The organism is Variovorax sp. CCNWLW235 (assembly GCF_037204085.1).
In the GTDB taxonomy this organism is placed as follows: Bacteria; Pseudomonadota; Gammaproteobacteria; order Burkholderiales; family Burkholderiaceae_C; genus Variovorax.
Map to the genome: position 1 here is coordinate 37797 of NZ_JBBCBW010000022.1, position 21401 is coordinate 59197.

Here is a 21401-nt window from a genome sequence, read left to right on the forward strand (position 1 = left end):
GCGTGCTTAGTTCGCGAAGGCCGCAATGCCCGTGATCGCGCGGCCCAGGATGAGCGCGTGGATGTCGTGCGTGCCTTCGTAGGTGTTCACCACTTCCAGGTTCACCAGGTGGCGCGCCACACCGAATTCGTCGCTGATGCCGTTGCCGCCCATCATGTCGCGTGCCAGGCGGGCGATGTCGAGCGCCTTGCCGCAGTTGTTGCGCTTCATGATCGAGGTGATCTCGACCGAGGCGGTGCCTTCGTCCTTCATGCGGCCCAGGCGCAGGCTGCCTTGCAGGCCCAGCGTGATCTCGGTCTGCATGTCGGCCAGCTTCTTCTGAATGAGCTGGTTGGCCGCGAGCGGGCGGCCGAACTGCTTGCGGTCCAGCGTGTACTGGCGGGCGCGGTGCCAGCAGTCTTCAGCGGCGCCGAGTGCGCCCCACGAGATGCCGTAGCGCGCGCTGTTCAGGCAGGTGAAGGGGCCCTTGAGGCCCTGCACTTCAGGGAACGCGTTTTCTTCGGGGCAGAACACGCCGTCCATCACGATCTCGCCGGTGATGCTGGCGCGCAGGCCGACCTTGCCGTGGATGGCCGGGGCGCTGAGGCCCTTCATGCCCTTTTCGAGCACAAAGCCGCGGATCGGGCCGACGGTGCCGGTTTCGCTGACTTCCTTGGCCCACACCACGAACACGTCGGCGATGGGCGAGTTGCTGATCCACATCTTGGCGCCGCTGAGCGAATAGCCGCCCGGCACCTTCTTGGCGCGCGTGACCATGCTGCCGGGGTCGGAGCCGTGGTCGGGTTCGGTCAGGCCGAAGCAGCCGATCCACTCACCGGTGGCGAGCTTGGGCAGGAACTTCTGCTTTTGCGCCTCGGTGCCGAATTCGAAGATCGGCACCATCACCAGCGAGCTCTGCACGCTGGCCATCGAGCGGTAGCCCGAATCGACGCGCTCGACTTCGCGGGCGATCAGGCCGTAGGCCACGTAGTTGAGGCCGGGGCCGCCGTACTGCTCGGGAATGGTGGGGCCGAGCAGGCCGAGCGCTCCCATTTCACGAAAGATGGCGGGATCGGTTTCGCCGGTGCGAAAGCCTTCGATGACGCGGGGGGCCAGGCGCTCCTGGCAGTAGGCATTGGCCGCGTCGCGGATCATGCGTTCTTCGTCGGTCAGTTGCTGGTCGAGAAGAAGGGGGTCGTCCCAGTGGAATTGCGCTTTGGCGGCCATGTGGCTGTCTCCGGAATAGGGGAAAAAAAGAAACCGAGGGGGAATGGACCGATCCTAGCCATGCAAGGGGCCGGGCGCAAACGATGAATCCTCACCCAGATATGCGCCCTATGCACATCTTGAGGCTGTGCACGGAGTCGTTTCCATTGGTAGCAGCGCCCCAGTCATACACTAGCGGCATACATGCGCCGCAAGATCCCGCCCCTGCAAACCCTCGTGTGCTTCGACGCCGCCGCGCGCCACGAGAGCTACACCCGCGCCGCGCAGGAACTCGCGCTCACGCAGAGCGCGGTGTCGCGCCAGATCGGCACGCTGGAGGCTTTTCTGGGCGTGGCGCTGTTCCGCCGCACCCGCCACGGCGTCGCGCTTACCGCGAGCGGCGCTGCGTATGCGCGGCAGATCACCAAGCGGCTCGAAGCCATGGAGCGCGACACGCTCGACGCCATGGCGCACCAGGGCGAGGGCGGCTCGCTCTCTTTGGCGGCCGTGCCCACCTTTGCCACCCGCTGGCTGATGCCGCGGCTGAAGGGCTTTGCTGCGCTGCAGCCCGACGTGGTGGTGCACATCGAGACGCGCACTCGGCCCTTTCTTTTTGCCGATGCCGAATTCGATGCCGCGCTGTACGCCGGCACGCCCGCGCAGATCGAGAACTGGGCCGGCACGCGCGCACTCATGCTGATGCACGAAGACGTGGTGCCGGTGTGCAGCCCTTCGCTTCTGCCGCGCGGCAAACCGGTGGCGCCCGCGGCCATCGCGAAGATGCCGCTGCTGCAGCAGAGCACGCGCCCCGACGGCTGGCGCCAGTGGTTCGACGCGCAGCAAATCGATGCTCCCAACGCGCGCGGCGGGCCGCGCTACGAGCTGTTTTCCATACTGGCCGCGGCGGCATCGCACGGCCTGGGCGTGGCGCTGATGCCCACCATGCTGGTAGCCGACGAGCTTGCGCGCGGCGAACTCGTGGTGGCCTGCGCGCGGCCGCTCTCGGGCGAGCGCAACTACTACCTCGTGACGCCCGAACGGGCCGACCAGCGGCCGCTGCTGAAGTTCTTCAGCGACTGGCTCTTGGCCGAAGCACGGCGCGACTCATCCTGAGACGCTGCCGATATGATGGCCTGGACCACCAGGCGGGCCGTCTTCCGCCTCTTCCGCCTTTCACAACATGCTGAACAACCTCGCCCCCTTTCTCGTGCACTGGGCCATTACGGCGCTGTCGCTGTGGGTCGCAAGCCTGATCTTCCGCGGCCTCAAGTTCGAGAGCACTTCGGCGCTGGTGATCTCTGCCCTTCTGCTGGGCCTGGCCAACGCGGTGGTCAAGCCGCTTTTGATCGTGCTCACGCTGCCGCTGACGCTGCTGACCTTCGGCCTCTTCCTGCTGGTGATCAATGCGCTGATGATCATGCTGGTGGCCGCGCTGGTGCGCGGGTTCAAGCTCTCGGGCTTCTGGACCGCGTTCTTTGCGAGCATCTTCATCTCGCTGCTGAGCATTGCAATTGGCGCACTGGTGAGCAGCGGCGACCCGGCCACCGATATCCAGATGCCGGCGGGCAGCGGCAAGTGGATATAGGCGCAAGCCCCGCGGTCCGGGCCTGAGCCGGGCCCGTCACCGCCAGCCGAACAGCGCACCCCACCCGCGCACCTGCGCCGGGTCGGCCCCCACGGCGCGCAGCTGGCCCCAGACGGTGGTGCTCACGGTGTCGAGCAGCGCAATGCCGGTTTCGGCCTCGAACGCCCCGGCCAGGGGCGCCGCGTGCAGGTTGGTGCAGAAGGTGGTGATGGCCTCGGGCCGCGCGGCAGCCACTTCGCGCATCGACGCCATCAGTTGCGCGGGCTCGACCAGCGCGAAGTCGTGGTTCACGCGGATGCCCAGGTGGCGCTCGGCCACCACCTCGATGCCGAGCGCGCGGTAGTTCTCCACGATGCGCTGCTGCACGTCGGCGGTGTAGGGCGTCACCAGCCCGAGCCGCTTCACGCCGCGCAGCGCCAGCAGTTCGTTGAGCGCCAGCACCGCGGTGGTGGCGGCAATGCCGGTGCGCTCGCGGATGCGCTCGACCAGGCGCCGGTCGGCATCGAAGCCCAGCCAGCCCGACGAGGTGCCGCTCCAGCCGATCACGTCGACCTGCGCATCGGCCAGCAGCTCGGCGGCGGCAAGGATCTTGCTGTCGTCGAACTGGCCCAGGCCCGCAGCCGAGAGCGAGATCTCCGTCACCCTGAAGCGCGAGAAATGGGCGCTGCAGCCCGGCACGCAGGCCGCCAGGGTGCTGGTCAGCGGCTCCAGCGCCGTGTTGGACGAAGGCGTGAGCACGCCAAGGCGAAGGGGGCGCGTCATGGGCTTCCTTTTTTATGTGCGAATGGCCGGCATCGGCGTAATCACCGCTTCCGGGCCGCTTGATTGTTGATGATTATGTCGACAACATTCAATTCCTTTTGTTGACAAGATGAGGCACGTCCTTCCATGAGCTCCCACTCGGCGTTCGACCTGGTGATCCGCAATGCGCAGGCGGTCACGGCCAGCGACACCTTTCAATGCGACATCGGAGTGCGCGAAGGGTGCATCGTGCAGCTAGGCATGGCGCTGGCCGGCGGCGCGCGCGAGATAGACGCGGCCGGCCGCACGGTAACGCCCGGCGGCGTCGATGCCCACTGCCACCTCGACCAGCCGATGCCCGCCCCCATGCGCATGGCCGACGGCTTTGCCAGCGGCACGCGCAGCGCGGCCTGCGGCGGCACCACCACGGTGATTCCGTTCGCGGCGCAGCAAAAGGGCCAGTCGCTGCGCGCGGCCGTGGACGACTACCACCGGCGCGCCGAAGGCCAGGCGCACGTCGACTACGCCTTCCACCTGATCGTGAGCGACCCGACGCCCACGGTGCTCAACGAGGAACTGCCGGCGCTGATCCGCGAGGGCTACAGCTCGTTCAAGATCTACATGACCTACGACGACCTCAAGCTCGACGACGGCCAGGTGCTGGACGTGCTCGACGTCGCGCGCGAGCACGGCGCCATGGCCATGATCCACGCCGAGAACGCCGACTGCATCGAGTGGCTCACTCGCCGCCTCGAGGCCGCGGGGCGCACCGCGCCGCGTTACCACGCGCATGCACGGCCGATGCTGGTGGAGCGCGAGGCCACGCACCGCGCGATTGCGCTGGCCGAGCTGGTCGACGTGCCGATCCTGATCGTTCACGTGTCGGGCCGCGAGGCGGTGGAACAGATCCGCTGGGCCCGCGCGCACGGGCTCAGCGTGTTCGCCGAGACCTGCCCGCAATACCTCTTCCTCACGGCCGAAGACCTGGGCATCGACGACAGCTACCAGGGCGCCAAGTGCGTGTGCAGCCCTCCGCCGCGCGACAAGGCCAACCAGCAGGTGATCTGGGACGGGCTCAACGACGGCCTCTTCACCGTGTTCTCGTCCGACCACGCTCCATTCCGCTTCGACGACCCCGAGGGCAAGAAGCCGGGCGGCCAGGAGGTGGGGTTTCGCCATATTCCCAACGGCATTCCGGGCCTTGAAACTCGCATGGCGCTGCTGTGGTCCGAAGGGGTGATGGCCGGGCGCATCACGCCGCAGAAGTTTGTCGAGCTCACCGCCACCAACCCGGCCAGGGCCTACGGACTGCATCCGCGCAAGGGGAGCATCGCGGTCGGCGGCGACGCCGACCTGGTGATCTGGGAAGAGCGCGAGTTCGTGCTCGGCAATGCTCAGCTGCACCACGACGTCGACTACACGCCCTATGAGGGCATGCGCCTGTCGGCCTGGCCGGCCATGACGCTGGCGCGCGGCGAGGTGGTGTGGGACGGCGCGGCGTTTACCGGGCGCGCCGGGCACGGGCGCTTTCTGCCATGCGGCGCGCCCACGCTGCAGCCCCGCCGGCGCGGCTGAGCGGGCGCGATGGGCGTGCCGGAGGCGGCCGATTCCGACCCGGCCGGCCGCGGGGTGGCGTGCAACTTGCAAGGATTTCGTCATGACGGACAGCAGCTCCCCCCGCTCCTCCTCCAAGGCCGCCGGCAAGGTCACACGCATCGACCGCGACGGCGACAGCACCGTGCAATCGCTCACGCGGGCCATGCAGCTGCTCGAACTGCTGGCCGACGACGACGAGGGCTACCGCCTGGTCGACATTGCGGCGCGCAGCGGCTTGTCCTCGTCCACCGCGCACCGCCTGCTCACCACGCTGGAGCAGCGCCAGTTCGTCCAGTTCGACCGCGAAACCAGCCTCTGGTATGTGGGCGTGCGCTGCTTCTCTGTGGGGGCGGCCTTCGGGCGCCGGCGCCGCATTGCGCACCTGGCGCTGCCGGTGATGCGGCGGCTGCGCGACAGCTCGGGCGAAAGCATCAACCTGGGCATTGCCGACCTGGGCGACATCGTGTTCGTCACGCAGGTGGAAAGCCGCGAGCTGATGCGCGCCATAGGCAAGCCGGGTTTCCGCGCACCGCTGCACGGCACCGCCATGGGGCAGGCCATCCTGGCCGCCATGGCGGAGGACGACGTGCTGCAGTACCTGCGCACCTACGGCCTGCCCAAGCTCACGGCCAACACCATTGCGCGCGCATCGCGGCTGCACGAAACGCTGGGCGAGGTGCGCCGCGCGGGCTATGCGGTGGACGACGAGCAGAACGCCGTGGGCCTGCGCTGCATTGCCGCCGCCATCCGCGACGAGCACGGGCAGCCCTTCGGCGCGATCTCGCTGGTGGGGCCGACGCAGCGGATCAAGGCGGCCGATTTCGCGCAACTCGGCGCCACGGTGCGCGCCGCCGCCGACGAGATCACCGCGGCCTACGGCGGGCGCCTGAAGTAGCCGCCGGCGGCGCGCGTTCCACCGGCGCGCAGCGCCAAGTGCTTGATCTGCAAAGACTTTTTCTGCCGTTCCCGGTGCGCGGAAAACTCCGCGCGTGTGCCTTGCAGCGCGGTTCAATGGCCTCCTCATTGCCGCCTTGCCGATCCGCCCACCTTTGCCTTCCCAGGAGAAATCATGCCGATGCGTCCTCTTGCCAAGCCTTCCTTCTCTAAGCCGCTTGCCGCGGCCTTCGTGCTCGCGCTGGCCGCGCTGCTCGCCCCGCCCGCCGCACAGGCGCAGGAGCGGATCAAGCTCAAGGCCATCGGCCAGCCGCTGGCCACCGGGCTGATCCAGAAGAACAAGGAACAGCCTTTCTTCGAGAACTTTGCGGCACGCACCGGATTGCCGATCGACGTCGACTACAAGCCCATCGACACGCTGGGCATCAAGGACACCGAGCAGCTGCGGGTGATGAAGGCGGGCCTGTTCGACATCGTCTCGCTGCGCGTGTCGCAGAACTCGCGCGACGAGCCGACGATCCTGGGCCTCGACCTGGTTGGCGCCGCGCCTGACTACGCCACCGGCCGCAAGGTGGCCAAGGCCTATTTCGACACGGTCGATGCGCGGCTGCAGCAGCAGTTCAACGTGAAGCTGCTCGGCGTGTGGCCCTTCGGCCCGCAGATCCTGTTCTGCAAGAAGCCGATCGCCTCGCTGGCCGACATCAAGGGCATGAAGGTGCGCGTGTACGACCAGAACCTGGCCAAGTTCATCGAGATGGTGGGCGGCACGCCGGTGCCGGTGTCGTTTGCCGACACGCACCAGTCGCTGTCGCTCGGCGTGGTCGACTGCGCCATCACCGGGCCGAGCTCGGCCAACTCGGCCGGCTGGCCCGAGGTCACGACCCACCAGCTGGCCATCGGCTTCCAGATGGCGCTCAACGGCTACGGCATGACGATGAAGTCGTGGAACGCGCTCAAACCCGACCAGCAGGCCAAGCTCAAGGCGGCCTTCGACGGCCTGACCGAAGAGGTGTGGAAGTACTCCGAAGAGCTGTTCCGCGACGCGCTGAACTGCAACGCCGGCAAGGACCCGTGCACCACCGGCAAGAAGTTCAAGCTGGTCGACGTGCCGGTCACCCCGGCCGACCTCGAGCTGGTGCGCGGCGCGGTCGGCAAGGTGTCGCTGCCGGTGTGGGCCGAGGTCTGCGACAAGTCGAACCCGGGCTGTTCCAAGGGCTGGCAGGCCACCGTGGCACCGGTGCTGGGGCTCAAGTGAGCAGCGCGGCCATGAGCGAGCGGCCGCAGCCCACCGCCGCATTGCCTGAAGCAGCGCCGGCCGCGCCGCGGCGCATCGACTTCAAGACGCGCGTGGAGACCGTGCTGGCCACCATCTTCGGCGCGATCTTCCTCGGCCTGTCGCTCATCGTGACCGTCGAAACCGCCGCGCGCAAGCTGTTCAACATCTCGCTGCAGGGTGCGGACGAGCTCGGCGGCTATGCGCTCGCGGTGGGCTCGACCATTGCCTTCAGCCTTGCGCTCATGGGCCGCAACCACATTCGCGTCGACGTGTTCCACGAGAAATTTCCGGCCCGCGTGCAGGCGCTGCTGAACTGGATCTCGGCGGTGTCGCTGGCCGCTCTGGCGGTGTTCATCGGCTGGGTGGCGTTCAAGGTGATCGGCGACACCATGGCCTACCGCAGCACCGCGCAGACGCCATGGGCCACGCCGCTGATCATTCCGCAGGGCGTGTGGTACGGCGGGCTCGTGATTTTTGCGCTCGTGGCCTGCGGGCTCGCGCTGCGCGCCACCCGGCTGCTGCTTCGCGGCGACATCGCGGCGCTGAACGCCGACTTCCACCCCAAGAGCGCGAAGGAAGAGCTGAAGGAAGAGCTCGACGACCTCGCGGTGCGCCAGGCACCGCAGCCCGGCGGAGGAAGCCAGCCATGAACCTCTTCGTCATAGGACTCGCGTTCTTCGCGATGCTCGGCATGATGCTGGCCGGCCTGCCGATTGCCGTGTCGATGGCGCTGGTGGGCATCGTCGGCGGCATCGCGGCCTACGGCGCGCCGTTCATGGACTCGATCGCGCCCGTGGTCTGGGGCGTGCAGAACGAGAACCTGCTGACCTCGGTGCCGCTGTTCGTGCTGCTCGGCGAACTGCTGCTGCGCTCGGGCATTGCCGACCGCATGTACATCGCGCTGTCGGCCTGGCTCGGCCGCCTGCCCGGCGGGCTGCTGCACACCAACATCGGCAGCTGCGCGCTGTTCGCGGCCACCTCGGGTTCGTCGGTGGCCACCGCGGCCACGGTGGGCACGGTGGCGCTGCCTTCGCTGCACCGGCGCGGCTACTCGATGCGCGCCTCGCTCGGCAGCCTGGCCGCCGGCGGCACGCTGGGCATTCTGATTCCGCCCAGCGTGAACATGATCGTGTACGGCTCCCTCACCAACAACTCGATCGGCAAGCTGTTCATCGCGGGCATCATCCCGGGCCTGCTCCTGACCGGTCTCTTCATGCTGTGGATCGCGGGCTCCAGCCTGGCGAGCGGCAACGCGATGCGCGAGGCCAAGGTGCCGCTGAATGACCGCATCCGCGCGCTGGTGCACCTGGTGCCGCCGGCGGTGGTGTTCGGCATTGTGATGGGCAGCCTCTACTTCGGCATTGCCACCGCGGCCGAGAGCGCCGCGCTGGGCGTGATTGCGGCGCTGGGCTTCGTGCTGCATTCGGGCAAGCTGAGCTGGGAGCTGATGCGCAACTGCTTCGTCTCGACCGCGCGCGTGAGCGGCATGATCCTGCTGATCGTGGTGGCGGCCTTCGTGCTGAACCTGACGGTGAGCCTCACCGGCGTGGCCGAGGCCATGACCAAGTGGGTCTCGGGCCTGGGCCTGTCGGCCACGGGGCTGATCCTGGCGCTGATGGTGTTCTACCTGGTGCTCGGCATGTTCATGGACGTGCTGTCGATGCAGGTGGCAACCATTCCCATCACCTACCCGATCGCCACCGCGCTGGGCGTCGACCCGATCTGGTTCGGCATCTTCATCGTGCTGATGTGCGAGCTCGGGCTCATCACACCGCCGGTGGGCATGAACCTTTTCGTGGTGCACGGCATCCGGCCCGACAAGGGCGGCATCGAGGACGCGATATGGGGCGCACTGCCCTATGCGCTGATCATGATCCTGTTCACCCTGCTGCTCCTGGCCGTGCCGCAGCTGGTGACCTGGCTGCCGGGACGCATGTGATGATGAAGAAACTCAAGCCCGTTCTCGTTGCCGCGGCCGCCCTCGCCCTGGCGCTGCCCGCGCCGGCCCAGAACGCACGGCTGCGCGTGGCCGGCAGCCTGGTGTCCGGCGGCCAGATCCAGCAGCACAAGGAGCAGCCGTTCTTCGAGAACTTCGCGAAGAACACCGGCCTGCCGATCGATGCCGACTACAAGCCGCTCGACGTGCTCGGCATGAAAGACGCCGACAGCCTGCGCGTGCTCAAGTCGGGGCTGTTCGACATCGTGGCGCTGCGGCTCGCGCAGGTCTCGCGCGACGATCCGTTCCTGCTCGGCCCCGACATCGTCGGCCTCTCGACCGACTACGACACCGCGCGCAAGGTGGTCGATGCTTACCGCGCGCCCCTCGACACGCGGCTGCAGGAGCGCCATGACGCCAAGCTGCTGGGCACCTATCCGTTCGGCCCGCAGATCATGTTCTGCAAGACCCCGATTGCGGGCCTTGCCGATCTCAAGGGCAAGAAGGTGCGGGTCAGCGACCAGTCGCTCGCGCGCTTCATCGAGCGGCTCGACGGCATTCCGGTGGCGCTGGCTTTCACCGAGACGCAGCAGGCGCTGGAGCGTGGCGTGGTCGACTGCGCCATCACCGGGCCGAGCTCCGCCAACTCGGCCGGCTGGCCCGAGGTGACCACGCATGTCATGCCGATCGGCTTCCAGATCCACTTCGTCGCCTATGCCATCAGCCTGAAGAAGTGGAATGCGCTGCCGCCCGCGCAGCAAGCCAGGATGACGGCCGCCTTCCAGCAGTTGGAGGCCGACACCTGGGCTTATTCGCGCGAGCTGTGGGACGACGCCTCGCGCTGCAACGTGGGGCGCGAGCCGTGCAAGCTCGGCAAGCGCTACGCCATGAAGGAAGTGCCGGTGAAGCCGGCCGACCAGAAGCTGGTGCGCGATGCGGTCGGCGCAGTTTCGCTGCCGCTGTGGGCGGAGGTTTGCGACAAGTCCTACGACAAGTGCTCGGCCATCTGGAAGCAGGTTGTCGCGCCGGTGGTGGGCCTCCGGTAAGCGCACGATGAAAGCACTCTGGCAACTCACGGCGGCCCAGCTCGCCGAAGGTTTTGGCGCCGGCGCCTTCACGCCGGACCAGGCGCTCGCAGCTTGCCTGGCACGCAGCGCCGAAGTGAACCCGCGGCTCAATGCGCTGGTCGCGCTCGACGCCGAAGGCGCGGCCGAGGCCGCCGCGCAAAGCACCGCGCGCTGGCGCTCGGGCCGTGCGCTCGGCGCGCTCGACGGCGTGCCGGCCACCATCAAGGACAACCTGCAGGTGCGCGGCCTGCCCACGCACTGGGGCAGCCGCGCGCTGGCGGGCTTCGTCGCCGAGCGCGACGAGCTCCCGGTGGCGCGGCTGCGCGAGGCCGGCGCGGTGATCTTCGGCAAGACCAACGTGCCCGAGTTCACGATGCAGGGCTACACCGGCAACCCGGTGTTCGGGCCCACCGGCAATCCGTGGAACCCGGCGCTCACGCCCGGCGGCTCCTCGGGCGGCGCGGTGGCGCTGGTGGCCGCGGGGGGCTGCCCGATCGCGCTGGGCACCGATGGCGGCGGTTCCATACGCAGGCCCGCCTCGCACACCAACCTGGTCGGGCTCAAGCCCTCGCGCGGTCGCGTGCGGCGCGGCAACGGCCTGCCGCCGATCTTTCTGGACTTCGAGGTGGTGGGGCCGATGGCGCGCTGCGTAGACGACGTGGCCGCGGTGATGCGGGCGATTGCGCCGCGCGCCGAGGCCGATGCACCGCATGAAGCCAGGCCCGCACGCATCCTCTACCTGCCGCGCTTCGCGGACCACCCGGTGGACCCACGCATCGCGCGGCTGGTGGATGCCGCGGCCGACAACCTGGCCGCGCTCGGCCACCAGGTCACGACGCTGCCGCGCTTCGAGTTGGCCGAGGCGGTGAACCAGCGTTGGCCGCTACTCGCGCAGGTGGGTCTGGCCTGGCTGGTGGACCATCCGCGCGAACTCTCGGCCCGCCCCTTCGATCCCGCGCTGTTCGGCCCCGCAATGCAGGCCAACACCGAAACCGGCCGCGCCGCCTCGGCGCGCGAGTTGTTCGAGCTGCTGTTCGAGGCCGAGCGCCTGCGCGGCGAACTCGCCGGCCTGTTCGAGCAGCACGACTTCCTGCTGACCCCCGCAACCGCGGCGCTGCCCTGGCCCGCGGCCGACACCCATCCGCCGCGCATCGACGGCCGCGAGGTCGGCCCGCGCGGCCACGCGGTGTTCGCCGGCTTCGTCAATGCCGTGGGCCTGCCCGCGATCGCGTTGCCCTGCGGCTTTGCCGAGGGCCTGCCGGTGGGGCTGCAGCTGGTCGCGCGCGAAGGCGGCGACAACGCGCTGCTGGCGCTGTCCCGCGAATTCGAACGCGCGCATCCGTGGCAGCGCTTTCCCGCCCTGTGAGCGCGACGGCCGGCGGCCTTGCGCCGGCCAGCGCCGCGCACGCCCTGTGCCTCGCGCGGCGCGAGGGGCGGCGCGTACCCTCCACGCTGCTGCAGCCGGCCAGCCGCGCCGAGGCCTATGCCATCCAGGACGCCACGCTGGCGGCAATCGGCCCGGCCGGCGGCTGGAAGGTCGGCGCCCGGGCACCCGGCCACGAGCCCACCTGCGCACCGCTGCCGGCCGAGGGGCTGCTGCCCGATGGCGTGCGACTGCAGGGCCCGGCATGGCGGCTGCGCGGCATCGAGGCCGAGATCGGCTTCCAGCTCGGCACCGACCTGCCGCCGCGCCCCACGCCCTACACGCTGGCCGATGTGGCAGGCGCCGTCGAATCGGTGCTGCCGGTGATCGAGATCGTCGAGACCCGGCTGGCCGACTGGTTCGGCGCCGATGCCAACGCCCTGCTGGCCGACCTGCTGAGCCATGGCGCGCTGGTGCTGGGCCGCCGCCAGCCGTTCGCACCGGCCTGGTTCGACCTGCGGCGCGCAGAGGCCGCCGTGCATTTCGACGGGCAGACCGTCGCGCGCACCGTGGGCGGGCATCCGAGCCCCAACGCGGGCGCGCTGCTGGTGTGGCTTGCCAACCATTGCGCCGCGCGCGACGGCGGGCTCAAGGCAGGGCAGATCGTCACCAGCGGCTCGTGCACCGGCATGCTGTTCGCCTCGGCGGGCACGGCCGTGCGCGTGGAAATCGGCGAACTGGCGCCTGTGGCCCTTTCGTTCTGACATCGTTCGCGTGCGCCACTGCGGCCGGAACCCATGTCCGGAAACAGCGAGCGTCGCAGCCACGCCGGCAGCACACTGGCCGCATGCCGATCTCTACCGAACAATCTGTCGCGGCCCTCGACTGGCCGCGCATCGAAACCGAACTCGCCACGCGCGGCTGCGCCACGACGGGTGTGCTGTTCAGCCCCAAGGAATGCGCCGCACTTACTGCGCTCTACGACGAGCCCGGTCATTTCCGCAGCCGCGTGGTAATGCAGCGCCACGGCTTCGGCCAGGGCGAGTATCAGTATTTCGCCAACCCGCTGCCACCCTTGCTCGCCGGGTGGCGCAGCGCCCTCTACGAGCGGCTGGCACCTCTTGCCAACGCGTGGGCCGCGGCCATGGGCCAGCCGGCCGCCTACCCGGCGGACCACGCCTCCTACCTCGCGCGCTGCCATGCGGCGGGCCAGTTGCGCCCCACGCCGCTGCTGCTTCGCTACGAGGAGGGCGACTACAACTGCCTGCACCAGGACCTGTATGGCGACCTGCAGTTTCCGCTGCAACTCACGGTGCTGCTGAGCCGGCCGGGGGAAGACTTCACGGGCGGCGAATTCGTGCTGACCGAGCAGCGGCCACGCATGCAGTCGCGCGCCGAGGTGGTGTCGCTCGCGCAGGGCGAGGCGGTGATCTTCGCGGTGAACCAGCGGCCGGTGGCGGGCACGCGCGGCACCTACCGCGTGACGATGCGGCACGGCGTGAGCCGCGTGCGCTCCGGGCGGCGCCACACACTCGGAATTATTTTTCACGACGCGCGCTGACCCAAATAGTTCCCGTGCGGCGCGGAAGTGTTGCGGCAGCCGCGAAATCCTGCACACCTCCAATGAAAACTTAAGTGCGTTAGTAGCGCACTGCACACTTACGCTGACACCTGTTAGCGCACTCAACGCAAAATGACCGCTGCATTCCTCGACGCCGCAGCCGTCTTTTGCTTCTGTGGAGACAACACCAACACCGCCAAGGGCCACGGGCCCCTATCGCAAGCCGCGCCGCTTCAGAGTGGACGTGGGCACCGTCGTCAGCGCCGTTGCCCTGAGCCAGTCGCTGCTGCTGGTGGCGCTGGGGTACTGGGGCTCGCAGCGTTTGGTCTCCAGCATCGGCCAATCGGCCCACAAGGCAAACCACGACCGCACCGAAGACAAGGTGCTCGCCTTCCTGGCCAAGACCGAATCGGTGGTGGGCGCAATCAGCGACTCGCCCAACCTGCGCCCCGCGGGTGACAACTCCGGCCAGACCGCCGAACTGCTGTGGACGCTGCTGCAGCAATCGCCCGAGCTCGACAGCACCTACGTCGCCAACAACGACGGGCAGATGCTGATGGTGTTGCGCTATCCGGCGCTGGCGGTGCGGCAGATTTCGCGCGGGCCGGCTTTCACCACGGAAACATGGCAGTACAAGCCCGCCTCCGATGCGCCGGGCGACGTGCGGCAACGCTACGGCACGACGCGCATCGAGGCTTACCGCAGCAGCTACGACCCGACGCAGCGCAGCTGGTACCTGCAGGCCCGCCAGGCCAAGGGCCCGATCTGGACCCAGCCCTACGTTTTTGCCGCCGCGCAGGAGCTGGGCGTGACCTATGCGCTGCCAAGCAGGCGCGGCCCGGACGAAGGCAGCGACGGCGCCATGATCGTGGCGGGCGACGTGTCGCTGGGGCGGTTGTCCGAATTCGTGCGCCTTTTCAGCAGCGGCAGCGGGCAAGGCAACAGCGCATTGCTGAGCGCCGACTATCAAGTGCTCGCCCGCAGCGACGTGCCGGGCGTGGTCCGCGAACTGGCACCGGCCAAGGGCGGCATTCTCGGCGCGCTGCACGAGCACATGGTTGCCGACGGCCTTGCGGCCGGACCGCACGACACCAGCTTTTCGATCGCGTTCGATGGCAAGCGCTATCTGGTGCAGCACTCGCGCATTCCGTCCACCGGCTGGCAGCTGGTGAGCTGGGTGCCCGAAGACATGCTGCTGGGCGGCCTGCAGCGCGCCGTGCTGTGGGGGCTGCTGCTGGCCGTGATTTTCCTGGCGGCGACGCTCCTGCTGTCGCTGCGGCTCTCCAAGCTGGTCACGGCGCCGGTCGAGAACCTGTCGCGCATCGCGCGGCGCATCGGCTTGCTGGAGCTGGACAACCTGCCGCGCGAACCGAGCCGGGTGCTCGAAATCCAGCACCTGGACCAGGCCTTGGACGAATCGGCGCGAAGCCTCAAGGCGTTCAGCAAGTTCGTGCCGGTCGACGTGATCAACCGGCTCATTGCCGAAGGCCACACGCTGGCGCCCAGCGGATCGCCGCGCCGCATTGCCGTGATGTTCACCGATGTCGAGGGCTTTACCCGCATCTCGGAATCGCTCGAACCCGATGTGCTGGTGGGCATGCTGACCGAGTACTTCAATCTTGCGGCGCGCGTGTTCGCGCAGCACGGCGGCGTGATCGACAAGTTCATCGGCGACGGCATCATGGTGCTGTGGGGCGCACCCGCGGACCTGCGCGACGCGGAGTACCAGGCCTGCACGGCGGCGCTTCAGCTGCATGCCGAAATGGGCGAGCTCAACCGCAAGTGGCGCGCCGAAGGGCTGCCCGAATTCCGCACGCGCATCGGCATTCACACGGGCGTGGTGATTGCCGGCGTGCTCGGGTCGAACGACCGCCTGGCCTACACCGCCTTTGGCGACGTGATCAACGTGGCGAGCCGCATCGAGGGCATCAACAAGCAGCTGGGCACGCAAACGCTGGTGTCGGAGGCCACCTATGAGGCGCTGCGCGGGCGGCTGCGCACGCGCCGCATCGAGGAAGATGCGGAAATTCGCGGGCGCCGCACGCGCATGGTGCTCTACGAACTGCTGGCCTGAGCCGCGCGCCGCGCTGCAAACGCCACGAACCAGTCGAGGCTGCCAGGGTTGGCCATGGCCTCGCGGTTGACCACTTTCTCGATCGGCTGGCCGAGCAGCAGCTTCTTGATCGGCAGCTCCTGCTTCTTGCCCGAAAGCGTGCGCGGGATTTCGTCGACCTGGAAGATGTCGTTGGGCGCAAAGCGCGGCGAGAGCGATGTCTTGATGGCGTCGTTGATCTTCGCGCGCATGGCGTTGTCCAGCGGTACGCCGGGGCGCAGTACCACGAACAGCGGCATGTAGCTTTCACGGCCGAGGTATTCGAGGTCGACCACCATCGAATCGAGCACTTCGGGCAGGCCTTCCACGGCGCTGTAGATCTCGCTGGTGCCCATGCGCAGGCCCTGGCGGTTGATGGTGGCGTCGCTGCGGCCGTAGATGATGCAGCCGCCGTCTTCGCCGATCTTGATCCAGTCGCCGTGGCGCCAGATGCCGGGGTAGGTGTCGAAGTAGCTCGACAGGTAGCGCGCATTGCCTTCGTCGCCCCAGAAGTACAGCGGCATCGATGGAATCGCCTTGGTGCAGACCAGCTCGCCCACTTCGCCGATGACGGGCTGGCCATCTTCGTTCCAAGCCTCGACCGCGTGGCCGAGCTGCCGGCACTGCATCTGGCCGGGCACTTCGGGCAGTTCGCGGTTGCCACCGACGAACGCGCCGCAGAAGTCGGTGCCGCCCGAAATGTTGCACCACCACACGCTGTGGGCGCCCGCGGCCAGCAGCTGCTCCGTGCCCCAGCGCTGCACTTCTTCCGACAGCGGCGAGCCGGTGCTGCCGAGCGCGCGCACGCGGGTAAGGTCTCCGCATTCGGCCGCCACCACGCCGGCCTTCATGCAATTGGTGAAGTAGGCCGCGCCGGCACCGAAGAAGCTGATGCGGTGCTTGGCGACAAAGCGCCACAGCACGGCCCAGTCGGGCTTCTCCTTGCTGCCGGCCGGGTGGCCGTCGTAGATGACGATGGTCGAGCCGAACGCCAGCCCGCCGAGCTGGCAGTTCCACATGACCCAACCGGTGGAGCTGTACCAGTGGAAGCGCTCGCCGAAGTTGTTGGCACCGTAGCTCGCGCCCACGTCGTTGTGCAGCCCGCAGGCATACATGGTCATGATGATGCCGCCCTGCCCGTGCACGATGGGCTTGGGCAGGCCGGTGGTGCCGCTCGAATAGACGATCCATATCGGATGATCGAAGGGCAGCCACTCGGGCTCGAAGGCGGCCACCTCGGCGTCGTTGCGCGCAATGGCGTCTTGCCAGCCGGCATCGACATCAAGCTGTTGCGCGGCATACGGCGTTCGGAGCAGCAGCAGCTTCTGCACGCTGGGCAGTGCGCCGCGCAGCTCTTGCACCACGGCGCTGCGATCGATGGGCTTGGCGCCGTAGTGCACGCCGTCGGCGGCAATCAGCAGCGTGGGTTCGATCTGCCGGAAGCGGTCGACCACGGCGGCCGTGCCCATGTCGGGCGCGCACACGCTCCACACCGCACCGATGCTCGAGCACGCGAGAAATGCCACCATGGTTTCGGGCACGTTGGGCATGTAGGCGGCCACGCGGTCTCCGCGTCGCACGCCAAGCGAGCGCAGCGTGAGCGCAACCGAAGCCACCTGGCGGCGCAGCTCGGGCCACGACATCTCGCGCACCTGGCCGAGCTCGTTGTCGCTCACGATGGCGGGCATGCCGGCCGCGTGCGCCGCATCGGCATGGCGCAGCACCTCGCGCGCGTAGTTGACCTGCGCGCCCGGGAACCACGTGGCGCCGGGCATGCGCGCTTCAGCCAGCACCGCGGTGTGCGGCGTGGGCGACCGCATGCCCATGTAGTCCCAGATGCTCTGCCAGAAGGCGTCCAGGTCAGTCACTGACCAGCGCCACAGCGCGTCGTAGGTGTCGAACGAGAGGCCGCGCTGGTCGCGCAGCCAGTCCTGGTAGAGGCGGATCTGGGGAATGTTGGGAGCGAGCATGGCATTGAGCGTAATGCTGCAATCCACCCCGCTCAATCGGGGTTGACCTCAGGGTTTGTACGTGTGTTCAATAGTTTTGTACAGACGTTCAATACGCCCGATGAACACCCGGACCCCGCCTGCCAAACGAAGCGCCCACCGGGCTGCGGCCCCTGTGGCCGAAGCCACCCGGCCCGACCGGCGGCAGGCCATCCTGCTCGCGGCTGAAAAGCTTTTTGCGCAACACGGCTACCACGCGGTCACGATCCGCCAGATTGCCGAAGAGGCGGGCGTGCCGCTGGCCCTGGTGGGCTACTACTACGGCCCGAAGCACGAGCTCTTCCACGCGATCTTCGAGCACTGGAGCCACAGCATCGATGAGCGGCTGGCGGGCCTCAAGGCGGTGCACATCGACCCGGCCGACCTGCGCACGCTGCCGCGCATCATCGAGGCCTTTACCGGCCCCGTGCTTGCGCTGCGCGCCAGCGCCGAGGGCGAGTACTACGCGCTGCTGGTGGCGCGCGAGCTCTACCACGCCACCGAAGAAGCCGACCGCGTGCTGCGCGGCTACTTCGATCCCCTGGCCGAGGCGTACATCGACGCACTGCACCTCGCCATGCCGCACGCCACGCGCGGGCAGGTGGCGTGGGCCTACCAGTTTGCGCTGGGCGCCTTGTTGCATCACCTGAACGACAGCCGCATCGAACGGCTGTCGCACGGCGAGAACGTTCGCAGCGATCCGGCGGCCGCGCCAATGCTCGTGAACTTCATCGTCGGCGGGCTGCGTGCCGCGCTGCCGCGCCCGAAGACCCCGCCAAAGAAAACCACCCCCCCCAGGAGACAAAAGACATGATGAAACGACGCACCCTGCTGTCGGTGCTGGGCGCCGCATCGGCCGCCGCGGCCCTGCCATCGCGCGCGCAATCGAACCCGAAGATCGTGTTCGGCTACACGGCCGTGTCGGACTTCGCCTCGGTGTTCGTGGCCGCCGAGGAGGGCTACTTCAAGAAGCGCAACCTCGAGGTGGAGCTCAAGTTCATCCCGCTCAACTCCACCATTCCCGCGGCGCTGCAGTCCGACTCGCTGCAGATCGGCGGGCCCACGCCCTCGGTGTTCCTGCAGGCGGTGGACGGCGGACTCGACCTGGTGCTGGTCGCGGGCGGTGGGCTCACGTCGAAGACGATCACCGGCTTCGGACTGGTGGCGCGCGCGGGCTCGGGCATCAAGAACCCGCAGGATTGCGTGGGCAAGAAGATCGGCGTGCCGGGGCTCGGCGCTTTCCTGCACGTGACCTTTCGCGCCTGGCTCAAGGACAGCGGCGTGGACTACCGCAAGGTCAACTTCGTCGAGGCGTCGTTTCCGCAGCACGCCGACCTGCTGCGCGGCGGCTCGGTCGATGCGGTGGTGTCGGCCGACCCATTCATGAGCCGCATCACCGAGAGCGGCGCGGGCTACGTGGCCTCGTACTACTCCACCTTCCTGCCGGAGAACAACCAGACCATCGTGCATGCGGCCAAGCGCCAGTGGGTGGCAAAGAACCCGGGTGCCGCGCGCGCGTTCCGCGAGTCGCTGGTCGAGGCCGCGGCCTTCATGCAGCAGCCGAAGAACGACGCCAAGGTGCGCGCGGCCATCGGCAAGTACATCAAGCTGCCGCCCGAAGTGCTCGCGAAGATCCAGATCTCGCCGCCGGGCGCCACCGTGAACGAAAAGCAGCTGGGCTACTGGGTCGGCCTGATGAAGGACCAGGACATGCTGAAGACCTCCATCGACGTTGCAAAGCTGATTGCCAAGTGAACGCTGCCGCCGACTTCCTTCGCTTCGATGGCGTCGCGATCCGGCTCGGCGGGCGCGAGATCCTGTCGCCCACTTCGTTCGACGTGGCGCGCGGCGAGTTCGTCTGCATCGTCGGCCCGAGCGGCTGCGGCAAGACCACGCTGCTGCGCGCGGCCAGCGGCCTTGTCACCGCCAGTGCCGGCGAGGTGCGGCGCAACGGCGTGAAGATGACGGAGCCTTCGCGCGAAGTGGCCTTCGTGTTCCAGGACTATGGCCGCGCGCTGCTGCCCTGGCGCACGGTGGAGGGCAACGTGAGCCTGGCGCTCGAAGCCGCAGGCGTGCCTGCCGCAGAGCGTGCGCCGCGCATTGCCGACGTGCTCGGCAAGGTGGGGCTTGCTAAGCACGCGCAGAAGTTTCCGGTGCAGCTTTCGGGCGGCATGCAGCAGCGCGCGCAGATTGCCCGCTGCCTGGCGCAGAAGCCCGAACTCATGATGATGGACGAGCCCTTCGGCGCGCTCGATGCGCTCACGCGGCAGAGCCTGCAGGATGAACTCGCGCGGCTGGTGCGCGACGACGGGCTGACGGTGCTGTTCGTCACGCACGACCTGGAAGAAGCCATTTATCTGGGCGACCGCGTGATCGCCCTGCAGGCCAACCCCGGGCCGGGGCGGCCCAGCCTGGCGCGAATGATCGACGTGAAGATTCCGCGCCCGCGCGACCAGCTCACGACCAAGGAGCATCCGGAGTATCTGCGGCTTCGCCGCGAGTTGTTTGCCTTCATCGAGCAGGGCCATGACTGAAAGCGGCTTCTTTCGCTGGCTGCGGCCGTGGGTCTTTCCGGCCGCGCTGGTCGGCGCCTTCGAGTGGTACGCACGCCGCGCGGCCGCATTGGGCAGCGATGCGCTTGCGCCGCCGAGTGCCGCGGCCAAGGCCTTCATGGGCGCAGCGCTCGACGGTTCGCTGTGGCAGGCCACGGGCTTCACACTGGGCACGGCCGCGCTCGGCCTGTTGCTGGGCGCGGTGCTCGGCATTGCACTCGGGCTGGTGATCGGGCTCTCGCGCCGCGCGGCGCAGCTCGGTTCGCTTTCCATCGAAGTGCTGCGGCCGGTGCCTTCGGTGGCGCTGATCCCGCTCGCGATGCTGACCTTCGGCTTCGGCGTGCGCATGGAGCTGGCCATCGTTGCGTTCGCCACCTTCTGGCCACTGCTGGTGCTTGTGCAGTCGGCGGTGCAGCAGATCGAGCCCCGGCTGCTCGAAGTGAGCCGCGTGCTGGGGCTCTCGCCGCGCGAGCGCGCCTTCAAGATCGTGCTGCCAGCCATCGCGCCGCGCCTGTTCGTCGCGCTGCGGCTCGGCGTGGCGGTGGCGCTGGTGGTGGCCGTGACGGTGGAGATTGCGGCCAACCCGCACGGCATGGGCTACGCGATGATGATCGCGCAGCAAAGCTTCGACCCGGCGCTGATGCTCGCCTGGCTAGGCTGGATCGGCGTGGTGGGCTTTGCGATCAATGCGGGCATGGTGCTGCTGCAGCGCGTGGTGGCCCGGCGCATGGGGGTGCTTCCATGAACGGGGCAGGCCGCCGCCGCATCGGCACGGAATGGTTCGGCTCGGTCGCCGTGCTGTGCGCGCTCATCGCACTGTGGTGGGTTGCCAGCAACGCGGGCTGGGTGAGCCGCGTGTTCCTGCCCACGCCGCAAGCCACCTTTGCGAGCCTGCTCGAAGGGCTCAACCTTTCGGATGCGAACGGCAACGGCGAACTGCTCGCCTTCACGCAGGCTACCGTCGGCCGCATGGTGCAGGGCTGGCTGCTGGCCTCGCTGTTCGGCGTGGTGCTGGGCGCGGCCATTGGCGTGTCGCCCGCGGTGCGCGCGTGGGTGCAGCCGACGCTCGAATTCATTCGCCCGCTGCCGGCCTCGGCGCTGCTGCCGCTGGCCATCTCGATCTTCGGGCTGAACCCGGGCATGGTGCTCTTCGTGGTGGCCTTCGGCGCGATGTGGCCGGTGCTGCTGGCCACGGTGCACGGCTTTGCGGCCGTGGAACCGCGGCTTTCGGAAGTGGCGCGCTGCCTGCAGATGTCGCGCGCAGCCTTCGTCTGGAAGATGGGCCTGCCCAACGCCATGCCCGACATCCTGGCCGGCATGCGGCTCGCGCTGACCATTGCGCTCATCGTTGCGGTGGTGGGCGAAATGATCGCTTCGCAAAGCGGCCTGGGCCAGGCCATTCTTCTCGCGGCGCGCGCGTTTCGCGCCAGCGATCTTTTCGCCGGCATCGTGCTGCTCGGGCTCATCGGCTTCGTGAGCAATGCGCTGCTGGCTTTTGCCGAGAAGCGGCTGCTGCGCTGGCAGCAGCCCTGACGAACCCTTCACGCCAACATCAATACCCTGCA

General features: G+C 68.3%; 20 protein-coding genes. 17 read left to right on the forward strand and 3 right to left on the reverse strand.

The genetic code is table 11. The features are described 5' to 3' along the window. Window positions 1–6: 6 nt before the first annotated feature. Window positions 7–1206, reverse strand: coding sequence for an acyl-CoA dehydrogenase (locus V9L21_RS21050; protein ID WP_337314858.1), 1200 nt, complete (start codon window positions 1204–1206; stop codon window positions 7–9). A gap of 183 nt (window positions 1207–1389) precedes the next feature. Between V9L21_RS21050 and V9L21_RS21055 the strand changes: the two genes are divergently transcribed. Together V9L21_RS21055 and V9L21_RS21060 are read left to right on the forward strand one after the other, a co-directional pair. Next, on the forward strand, window positions 1390–2298 hold the full coding sequence (locus V9L21_RS21055) for a LysR substrate-binding domain-containing protein (RefSeq protein ID WP_337314859.1): 909 nt from the start codon (window positions 1390–1392) through the stop codon (window positions 2296–2298). Between the two features lie 67 nt (window positions 2299–2365). After that, window positions 2366–2770, forward strand: a complete 405-nt coding sequence (locus tag V9L21_RS21060; protein ID WP_337314860.1) for a phage holin family protein — start codon at window positions 2366–2368, stop codon at window positions 2768–2770. A gap of 36 nt (window positions 2771–2806) precedes the next feature. Here V9L21_RS21060 and V9L21_RS21065 read toward each other — a convergent pair whose 3' ends face one another. Further along, window positions 2807–3532, reverse strand: a complete 726-nt coding sequence (locus V9L21_RS21065) for a maleate cis-trans isomerase family protein (RefSeq protein WP_337314861.1) — start codon at window positions 3530–3532, stop codon at window positions 2807–2809. 126 nt (window positions 3533–3658) lie between these two features. On the opposite strand from V9L21_RS21065, the gene hydA reads away from it, so the two are divergent. From hydA to V9L21_RS21115, 10 genes are all read left to right on the forward strand, one after another. Continuing rightward, window positions 3659–5086 (forward strand): dihydropyrimidinase, encoded by a 1428-nt coding sequence (gene hydA / locus V9L21_RS21070; RefSeq protein WP_337314862.1) that lies wholly within the window; start codon window positions 3659–3661, stop codon window positions 5084–5086. An 82-nt stretch (window positions 5087–5168) separates the two neighbouring features. Continuing rightward, window positions 5169–6002: an IclR family transcriptional regulator gene (locus V9L21_RS21075; protein ID WP_337314863.1), complete on the forward strand. Its 834-nt coding sequence runs from the start codon at window positions 5169–5171 to the stop codon at window positions 6000–6002. Between the two features lie 174 nt (window positions 6003–6176). Next, window positions 6177–7256 carry a TRAP transporter substrate-binding protein gene (locus V9L21_RS21080; RefSeq protein WP_337314864.1) on the forward strand — a complete coding sequence of 360 codons (1080 nt, stop codon included), beginning with the start codon at window positions 6177–6179 and terminating at the stop codon, window positions 7254–7256. 11 nt (window positions 7257–7267) lie between these two features. Then, entirely contained in the window at window positions 7268–7927 is a 660-nt protein-coding gene (locus V9L21_RS21085; protein WP_337314865.1) for a TRAP transporter small permease subunit, read from the forward strand. Further along, window positions 7924–9216 carry a TRAP transporter large permease gene (locus V9L21_RS21090; protein ID WP_337314866.1) on the forward strand — a complete coding sequence of 431 codons (1293 nt, stop codon included), beginning with the start codon at window positions 7924–7926 and terminating at the stop codon, window positions 9214–9216. Before V9L21_RS21085 ends, V9L21_RS21090 begins: the two co-directional genes overlap by 4 nt. Window positions 9217–9218: 2 nt before the next feature. Then, window positions 9219–10259 carry a TRAP transporter substrate-binding protein gene (locus V9L21_RS21095; protein WP_337314867.1) on the forward strand — a complete coding sequence of 347 codons (1041 nt, stop codon included), beginning with the start codon at window positions 9219–9221 and terminating at the stop codon, window positions 10257–10259. 7 nt (window positions 10260–10266) lie between these two features. Continuing rightward, a complete protein-coding gene (locus V9L21_RS21100) occupies window positions 10267–11646 on the forward strand; it encodes an amidase (protein WP_337314868.1) in 1380 nt (459 codons plus the stop codon). Then, window positions 11643–12407 carry a 2-keto-4-pentenoate hydratase gene (locus V9L21_RS21105; protein WP_337314869.1) on the forward strand — a complete coding sequence of 255 codons (765 nt, stop codon included), beginning with the start codon at window positions 11643–11645 and terminating at the stop codon, window positions 12405–12407. Before V9L21_RS21100 ends, V9L21_RS21105 begins: the two co-directional genes overlap by 4 nt. 83 nt (window positions 12408–12490) lie before the next feature. Continuing rightward, a complete protein-coding gene (locus tag V9L21_RS21110; protein ID WP_337314870.1) occupies window positions 12491–13204 on the forward strand; it encodes a 2OG-Fe(II) oxygenase in 714 nt (237 codons plus the stop codon). A gap of 244 nt (window positions 13205–13448) precedes the next feature. Beyond that, window positions 13449–15278, forward strand: a complete 1830-nt coding sequence (locus V9L21_RS21115) for an adenylate/guanylate cyclase domain-containing protein (RefSeq protein ID WP_443305324.1) — start codon at window positions 13449–13451, stop codon at window positions 15276–15278. Here the strand turns inward: V9L21_RS21115 and V9L21_RS21120 are convergent. Further along, window positions 15260–17266, reverse strand: a complete 2007-nt coding sequence (locus tag V9L21_RS21120) for an acetoacetate--CoA ligase (protein ID WP_337314872.1) — start codon at window positions 17264–17266, stop codon at window positions 15260–15262. The genes V9L21_RS21115 and V9L21_RS21120 overlap by 19 nt on opposite strands. A 100-nt stretch (window positions 17267–17366) precedes the next feature. Here V9L21_RS21120 and V9L21_RS21125 point away from each other — a divergent pair, with 100 nt between their 5' ends. Genes V9L21_RS21125 through V9L21_RS21145 form a run of 5 tightly spaced genes read left to right on the forward strand, consistent with a single transcriptional unit; the run spans window position 17367 to window position 21369 of the window. Next, complete coding sequence (locus V9L21_RS21125) at window positions 17367–18098, forward strand: TetR/AcrR family transcriptional regulator (protein ID WP_337314873.1); 732 nt, start codon at window positions 17367–17369, stop codon at window positions 18096–18098. After that, complete coding sequence (locus tag V9L21_RS21130; protein WP_337314874.1) at window positions 18095–19039, forward strand: ABC transporter substrate-binding protein; 945 nt, start codon at window positions 18095–18097, stop codon at window positions 19037–19039. Before V9L21_RS21125 ends, V9L21_RS21130 begins: the two co-directional genes overlap by 4 nt. Then, complete coding sequence (locus V9L21_RS21135) at window positions 19036–19818, forward strand: ABC transporter ATP-binding protein (RefSeq protein WP_126746635.1); 783 nt, start codon at window positions 19036–19038, stop codon at window positions 19816–19818. The genes V9L21_RS21130 and V9L21_RS21135 overlap by 4 nt, the downstream gene beginning before the upstream one ends. Continuing rightward, window positions 19811–20581, forward strand: coding sequence for an ABC transporter permease (locus tag V9L21_RS21140; RefSeq protein ID WP_337314875.1), 771 nt, complete (start codon window positions 19811–19813; stop codon window positions 20579–20581). Before V9L21_RS21135 ends, V9L21_RS21140 begins: the two co-directional genes overlap by 8 nt. Next, complete coding sequence (locus V9L21_RS21145; protein ID WP_337314876.1) at window positions 20578–21369, forward strand: ABC transporter permease; 792 nt, start codon at window positions 20578–20580, stop codon at window positions 21367–21369. The genes V9L21_RS21140 and V9L21_RS21145 overlap by 4 nt, the downstream gene beginning before the upstream one ends. Window positions 21370–21401 lie beyond the last annotated feature (32 nt).